This is a genomic window from Mesorhizobium sp. M5C.F.Ca.IN.020.29.1.1 (assembly GCF_003997375.1).
In the GTDB taxonomy this organism is placed as follows: Bacteria; Pseudomonadota; Alphaproteobacteria; order Rhizobiales; family Rhizobiaceae; genus Mesorhizobium; species Mesorhizobium wenxiniae.
Genome location: NZ_RZSW01000494.1, coordinates 1 through 4,783 on the forward strand (window position 1 = coordinate 1; position 4,783 = coordinate 4,783).

Genomic DNA, 4,783 nt, shown 5'->3' on the forward strand with positions numbered 1-4,783 from the left:
CTAAGCATATGCTGATGCGTGAGGGTCTGGGTTGGGGCGGGCTGCCGCGATGGCTGATCGCCGATGATCTGGCGAGTGGCCGGCTGGTGGAACTCGACCTCGAGCCTTACAGCGAGGTGCGTTCGCCGCTGTTTGCCATGCATCGCACCGACCGCAGCCCGAAACCCGCGGCAGCTTGGCTGATCGATCAGTTCAAACGGCAGCTCGGCTGCTTCAACGAGTTCGAGCCGGGCCAGGTGCCTGAGGATGAGTCGGAGACAGTCCATCGATAAGGGCGACAAGCACCTCGCGATAGGGGCCGGTCTCGGCGCCGGCCTCGACAGCGAGCGCCGCCCGATCGAAGGCGGCGGCAAGCAGCGCGGTCAGTGCCTCCACCGGCAATCTTGTCATGGTCTGCGCGCGCATCGCCGCGACGAGGCCCTCGCGCAAGGAACGGTTGCCGTGGCGGTTATCGATGTCGTCCATTGCGGCGCGGCCGAGCACGGCCGGTCCGTCGAGCAGCAGCAGCCGGGTGCGGCCGGGTGCGCGCATGGCGGCAAGGTAGGCATCGGAACCGGCGATCAGCGCGTCACGGGCAAACAGTGAGGGCGGCGAGGCGCGCTCGATCTCTTCCGCCACAGCCGCCGCCTCTTGCTCGACCACCGCGGCGAACAGCGCCTGCTTGTCGGCAAAGTGGTGGTAGAGAGCGCCGCGCGTGACGCCGGCCGCAGCCACGATCTCTGGCGTGCCGGTCTCTGCATAGGATTTCTCGGTGAACAGTTTTCGCGCCGCGGCGATCAGGTCGGCGCGCGTCGCTTCGGTGCGATCGCGGTTGGAGCGGCGCGCGGGTTCCTGTTGCATACGTGCAGCCTGTATGTTATACAATTGACATGCAGACTGTATGTTATCTGACGGGAGAAGGAAAGATGAAGACGACGAGCTATTATCCGGTGCTGATGACGGGCGACGTTGCCGGCACGAAGGCATTCTATATCAAGCACTTCCGTTTCAAGCCGCTGTTTGCGAGCGACTGGTATGTGCATCTGCAGTCGGCCGAGGATCGCCGGGTCAATCTTGGCATCGTCCAAGGCGACCACGAGACAATACCTGAGGAGGGGCGTGGCCGAACCTCGGGGCTGCTGATCAATTTCGAGGTCAAGGATCCGGACGCGGTCTACGAACGGATCCTGGCCGCCGGCCTGCCGATCCTGCGGTCCTTGCGCGACGAACCCTTCGGCCAGCGTCATTTCATCACCAAAGACCCCAATGGCGTGCTGATCGACGTGATTAAGCCGATCCCGCCGAGCGCGGAGTTCCTGGCGCAGTTTGTTGAAGGGTGACGGGGAGCCTGAACGACGCCCCCCGACAGGAACTGTCGGCAGAGGTGAGGGGACGGCTCGGGCCGCGTGACCGGGCGGGCATTCGCGGTCTATGGTAAGCTTGGCAACCTTGGGACCATTCCATGCGTGAAATCTGCCTTGTCCGCGCACCCTCAAACCTTGGCCTCCGCCCGCTGAGACCAGATCATATACCGGGGACGTGGCGTGCGCCGCAGGCATTGACCGAAGCCGGCTTGATCGAGACGCTTGCGCCCGCCAAAGTGGTTGATCTTGATCGGCCCGCCTATAGCACGGTGCCGCAGCCGGGCACCCGGCTGCGCAACGGCAACGCGATACGCAGTTTCAACCTCGGACTCGCCGAAGTTGTTGCCGGCGCGCTGGGCCGAGGCGAATTCCCGCTGGTCGTCGGCGGCGACTGCGCGGTCCTGCTTGGCGCACTGGCTGCTGCACGGCGATCTGGTCCGCTGGCGCTGGTCCATGTCGACGGCCACAGCGATTTCCGCCATCCGGGCAACTACGACATCAACGCTTCGCTCGGCTCGGTCGCCGGCATGGACCTTGCGCTCGCCACCGGACGTGGCGAGCCGTTGCTGACCGACTGGCCTGAAATCGCAAGCCCCCTTGTTGCGGACGAACAGGTGATTCAGATCGGCGAACGCGAGAACCGCGACCCCGACTTTGCCTGGCCTGACGTCAATTCGACCGCGATGACGCTGATCGACGTCTTTGCCGTGCGAGAGCTTGGCGCGGCAAAGGTCCTGGAAAAGACCTGGACCACACTGGCGCGAACCGGCTGGCCCTATTGGGTGCATTTCGACGTCGATGCGCTCGATCAGACGGTGATGCCGGCGGTGGATTCACCAGGCAGTCCCGGCATCGATCCCGACGATCTCGTCGCCATTCTCGCGGCGCTGGTAGCGGATCCGCGCTGCACCGGAATGGATATGACCATTTTCGATCCTGACCTCGATCCGACCGGAGAACTGGCCGTGCTGCTGGTTTCGCTGCTTGGCCAGATCTATCCGTCGCGATAATCGTTAGCTTCGCGCCACCGGCATCACCGTGACCTGAGTAATGCCGGAGCGGCGCACCACCGTGCACAGCGTCTCGCGGCCAATGCGCTCGGCGTCGAGCAGGCGCACCAGATCGTCGACGCCGGTCACCGGGCGTCCGTCGATGGCGGCGATGATGTCGCCTTCCCTGAGCCCGGCCTTGGCCGCCGGGCTGTTCGCCTCGACGCTGCGCAGGCGCACCGCCGTGCTGCTCGACACTTGCGACAGCAGGGCGGCGCGGCGCGGCAGGTTTGTCGTGTCGGCCGAGACGCCGATGAAGGCGCGGCGGACGCGGCCGAAGCGGATGATCTCCGAAATGACGAAATTGGCGGTGTTGGAGGCAACCGCGAAGGCGATGCCTTGCGCACCATGGATCATGGCGGTATTGACGCCGATGACCTCGCCCGCCGACGACACCAGCGGTCCGCCGGAATTGCCGGGGTTGAGTGCTGCGTCGGTCTGGATGACGTCGTCGATCAGCCGGCCGGTGGAGGCGCGCATCGAGCGGCCGAGCGCCGAGACGACGCCTGAAGTGACGGTCCATTCGAAGCCGAGCGGGTTGCCGATGGCAATGGCGATCTGGCCGCGCCGCAGACGCTTGGAATCGCCGAGCGGCGCGATATCGGCAAAGCTGCCGTCGGCACGCACCAGCGCGATGTCGGTGTCGGGGTCGCGGCCGAGAACACGGCCTTCTCTGGAGACGCCGTCCGGCATGGTGACGCGGACGGTGCGGGCATCGCCGACGACGTGGAAGTTGGTGACGACCAGCCCGTCCGGCGTGAGGACGAAGCCGGAGCCTTGGCCGCCGGCACCACCGATGCGCTCGATGCGGCAGACGGCGGGACCGATGCGGTCCACGGCATCGGCGACCGTTGCCGAATAATCATCGAGCAGCGCATCGTCGAATTGCAATTGCTGGGCGGGGAGGGACATGGCAGGGCTCCGTGTCTTTAGAGCAAGATGAAGGATGCCTATATGTGCGGAGCGGCCGGATCGGCCGCGACCTGACCAGATGGCCAGTCCAACGCCCAACTAGCCGTCAGGCGAGTACCCGCGAACGCGCTGCCGAGCGATATCTGGGTTAGAGCGAGGAGCGTCCATTGGACTCTCAAAGTACGCTCTAAGACTTTGAGTTCTCGCATCGTGCTTTCCGAAAATCGATTCCGATTTTCGGGCCGATGCGATAAAAACCCAGGAGACCAACATGAGCGACTTCAATCTGAGCGCATTTTCCGACGCCATCGCCGATATCGCCGCCGCAGCGGCGCCGGCGACGGCGAGCTTCGCCACGCATCAGCGTCGCACCGCGACCGCCTTCCATTGGCGCGACGGCTATTTTATCGCTGCCGAGGAGGCGGTGGAGGCCGGCGAGGAGATCGAGCTGACGCTTTCTTCGGGCGACAAGGTGAAGGCTGAGTTGGTCGGCCGCGATCCATCCACTGGGACGGCCCTTCTGAAGCCGACCGGCGCGCCGGACGTGCCGTCGCTGGCCAAGGCAGGCACGGTGCGGCCGGGCCATCTCGCCATCGCCATCGGCAATAGCGACGGCGCGGGGCTCGCCGCATTCGGCACGGTCGGTGAGGTCGGTCCGGCCTGGCGCTCGATGCGCGGCGGCACGATCGACCGACGCATCAATCTGGCCGTCAATGCCGGCGGCCGTTTCGAGGGCGGCCCGGTGCTCGACGCCAAGGGCGCACTGATGGGCATGCTGCTGTTCGGGCCGCGCCGGCGGGCGCTGGTCATGCCTTACGAGACGATCGAGCGGGCGGCAGCGACGCTGCGCGAGAAGGGCCATGTCGCGCGCGGCTATCTCGGCGCCGGCCTGCATCCGATCCGCAACGGCGACACGCATGGCGCGATGGTGATGAGCCTCGACGACAATGGCCCGGCGGAGGCCGCCGGCCTGCATCTTGGCGACATCATCGTGTCGTGGAACGGCGAAGCCGTGCATGGCCCGCGCGACCTGATCCGCAGGCTCGGGCCTGACAGCGCCGGCGCGTCGGTGACGCTCGGCGTGGCACGCGGCGGCGAACGGCGCGATGTCGTGCTGACCATCGGCGAAAAGCCGCTGAACTGAGAAGATAGATGGCAAGTCACGGGATCACGGGGCGGCGGCTGACGGTGCTGATCGCGCTCGATGACGCCGTACGTGCCGAACACCTGTCCACGGCCCTTGCCGCGACTGACGATCTGCTGCCGATTGTGGCTGGCAACAGCGAGAGCGGCGACAAAGCCGATGTCGCGGTCGTCGATGACAATAGCCTGGAAAGAGAAGCCCTGGAGGGCGGAGGGCTGGAAGGTGCGGCCACCGATCCCGCGATGCCCCAGGTGCTCTTGTCTCAACGAGGCAGGCGGCAGCGGCCCGCCGATACCGTGTTTGCCGTGCTGCCGGCGGCAGCGGACGATCTGCTG

Annotated in this window: 6 protein-coding genes and 1 pseudogene; 5 read left to right on the forward strand and 2 right to left on the reverse strand. The window is 65.8% G+C overall.

Annotated elements, in window-relative coordinates; translation table 11 throughout:
- The coding region (locus EOA85_RS27950; RefSeq protein ID WP_245486075.1) for a LysR substrate-binding domain-containing protein at positions 1 to 272 on the forward strand (272 nt) is incomplete at its 5' end.
- On the opposite strand, the gene EOA85_RS27955 is transcribed toward EOA85_RS27950, so the two are convergent.
- Positions 214 to 840: a TetR/AcrR family transcriptional regulator gene (locus EOA85_RS27955; protein ID WP_127211919.1), complete on the reverse strand. Its 627-nt coding sequence runs from the start codon at positions 838 to 840 to the stop codon at positions 214 to 216. The two genes, EOA85_RS27950 and EOA85_RS27955, sit on opposite strands and share 59 nt — an antisense overlap.
- Positions 841 to 905: 65 nt before the next feature.
- Here EOA85_RS27955 and EOA85_RS27960 point away from each other — a divergent pair, with 65 nt between their 5' ends.
- Together EOA85_RS27960 and EOA85_RS27965 are read left to right on the forward strand one after the other, a co-directional pair.
- Positions 906 to 1,319, forward strand: coding sequence for a VOC family protein (locus EOA85_RS27960; protein WP_127211920.1), 414 nt, complete (start codon positions 906 to 908; stop codon positions 1,317 to 1,319).
- A 233-nt stretch (positions 1,320 to 1,552) separates the two neighbouring features.
- Positions 1,553 to 2,353: an arginase family protein gene (locus tag EOA85_RS27965; RefSeq protein WP_245486077.1), complete on the forward strand. Its 801-nt coding sequence runs from the start codon at positions 1,553 to 1,555 to the stop codon at positions 2,351 to 2,353.
- A gap of 3 nt (positions 2,354 to 2,356) precedes the next feature.
- On the opposite strand, the gene EOA85_RS27970 is transcribed toward EOA85_RS27965, so the two are convergent.
- Positions 2,357 to 3,304: a trypsin-like peptidase domain-containing protein gene (locus EOA85_RS27970; protein WP_127211921.1), complete on the reverse strand. Its 948-nt coding sequence runs from the start codon at positions 3,302 to 3,304 to the stop codon at positions 2,357 to 2,359.
- Between the two features lie 271 nt (positions 3,305 to 3,575).
- Here EOA85_RS27970 and EOA85_RS27980 point away from each other — a divergent pair, with 271 nt between their 5' ends.
- The gene (locus EOA85_RS27980; protein ID WP_127211922.1) at positions 3,576 to 4,448 is read left to right on the forward strand and encodes a S1C family serine protease; all 873 of its coding nucleotides are present in this window, start codon (positions 3,576 to 3,578) and stop codon (positions 4,446 to 4,448) included.
- 8 nt (positions 4,449 to 4,456) lie between these two features.
- Positions 4,457 to 4,783 (forward strand): annotated as a pseudogene (locus EOA85_RS27985) (hypothetical protein); the annotation flags it as partial.

Bases quoted from the DNA above. Each gene is read 5' to 3' on its own strand.
- EOA85_RS27970 (WP_127211921.1), bottom strand. From the start codon at position 3,304: ATGTCCCTCCCCGCCCAGCAATTGCAATTCGACGATGCGCTGCTCGAT.
- EOA85_RS27960 (WP_127211920.1), top strand. From the start codon at position 906: ATGAAGACGACGAGCTATTATCCGGTGCTGATGACGGGCGACGTTGCC.
- EOA85_RS27955 (WP_127211919.1), bottom strand. From the start codon at position 840: ATGCAACAGGAACCCGCGCGCCGCTCCAACCGCGATCGCACCGAAGCG.
- EOA85_RS27980 (WP_127211922.1), top strand. From the start codon at position 3,576: ATGAGCGACTTCAATCTGAGCGCATTTTCCGACGCCATCGCCGATATC.